Origin of the sequence: Corynebacterium provencense (assembly GCA_900049755.1) — a bacterium.
GTDB lineage: Bacteria > Actinomycetota > Actinomycetes > Mycobacteriales > Mycobacteriaceae > Corynebacterium > Corynebacterium neomassiliense.
This window is the reverse complement of the sequence record LT160613.1, coordinates 1-1,507: the sequence shown is the minus strand read 5'-3', so window position 1 is coordinate 1,507 and position 1,507 is coordinate 1. Positions and strand designations below refer to the sequence as shown.

Sequence of the window (1,507 nt, the reverse complement as noted above, 5' to 3'; positions counted from 1 at the left end):
CCGCCTGTATCGCCTGTGCCGTGACTCTCCGCCATCTGCTCTCCGTCATCCCTGTCTCTTAGACACAACCAGAAGTGTATAAGAGACGGTCTTCACCCCGCTGGTGGAGGCCCCGAAACGTTTCGCCCGGTTCATCTCCACGACTCCCGGACTGCTCTCCGTGGTCTCCGTCATCCTCGTCGCCGCCATCCTCGCCGCCGGCGGGGCGATGGCCGCGTCCTCAGGGGACAGGCAGGATGAGCTCAGCACCATGGTCAACAGGTCTGAGCCGGTCTCATTTGCCGCACAGGAACTCTACAACTCCCTGTCGGTCGCGGACGCGGTGGCGACGACAGGATTCCTCACTGACCCGTCCCGGACTGCGGACACCCGTGACCCCTACCGTAGGGCGCTGGACACCGCCTCCCGGGCCGTGGTCCGTGCCTCGAACGGTATCGATGACCCGTCGAGCAGAGAGATGTCGCTGATCCTGGAGATCCAGGAGAAGCTGCCCTCCTATGTCAGCCTGGTCACCGAGGCAGGGGCGAACAACCGGCAGGGTTTTCCGCTCGGTGCCGCGTACATCACCCAGGCGTCCTCGATGATGCAGGAGGAACTCCTGCCGGCCGCCGCCGAGCTCTACGACCGCACCAGTTCCTCCGTCGTCGCCCAGCAGCACCGGCTCACCCGGCCCAGCTGGTTCGCCCTGTCAGGTCTGCTCGCCGCGGTACTGATGCTCATCGTGGCGCAGTTCTGGCTGGCTGCGTGGTCGAACCGGCGGATCAGTGTGGGATATGCGACGGCGACCGTCCTGATGTCCGTCGCCCTGGTGTGGGCGGGGGTGTCCTCCCTCAGTACCTGGCACGAGGGTCCCCGTGGGGTGACAGGGACGTCACTGCCCCTCCAGACACTCACCTCGCTGAGGATAGAGGTCCAGCAGGCGAGGTCCACCGAGGTCCTGGGACTGGTGCAGCGTGACTACACCAGTGACAACCAGAACAGTTTCTCCGACCGGGTCGCCTCCATCGACGCCCAGCTGGAGCAGCTGCGTGGTGCCGCGGACGGTCAGGACGGCCGGACCAGGATCGACGAGGCACGGGAGGCGTTGCGCACCTGGGACAGTGCCCACGCCCAGATGGTGTCGATGGTGCGGCAGGGTGACTACTCCGCCGCGGTCAGGGCGACCGTCGGTGACGACGACAACGGGGTCAGTGAGAGTTTCACCGCCCTCGACAACGACCTTGAGTCGCTCATCGGGAACTCCCGGGAGCAGTTGCGCGACTACCTCGCCGACGCCGGTGCCGCCGCCAGCCGGGTCAATCTTCTGGTGCTGGTGCTGTCCCTGCTGTCGATCCTCTGTGTCATCCAGGGCACCCGCCCCCGTCTCCAGGAGTACCTGTGATGGCTGCCCCCGGTCTCCTCCGCGCCGCAGGGTCCTGCCTGCTCCTGGTCCCGGCGCTCCTGCTCGGTGCCTGCGGGGCCTCCGACGGGGTCCAGCGCTGGCCGGACGCCCCGGAACCGACCCTCG

The 1,507-nt window shown here is 67.0% G+C and carries 1 protein-coding gene; it reads left to right on the top strand.

The window, feature by feature from the left end; all coding sequences use genetic code 11:
* The first annotated feature begins 103 nt into the window (after positions 1 to 103).
* Complete coding sequence (locus BN3906_RS13905) at positions 104 to 1,381, top strand: GlnX family signal transduction membrane protein (RefSeq protein ID WP_261797053.1); 1,278 nt, start codon at positions 104 to 106, stop codon at positions 1,379 to 1,381.
* Positions 1,382 to 1,507 lie beyond the last annotated feature (126 nt).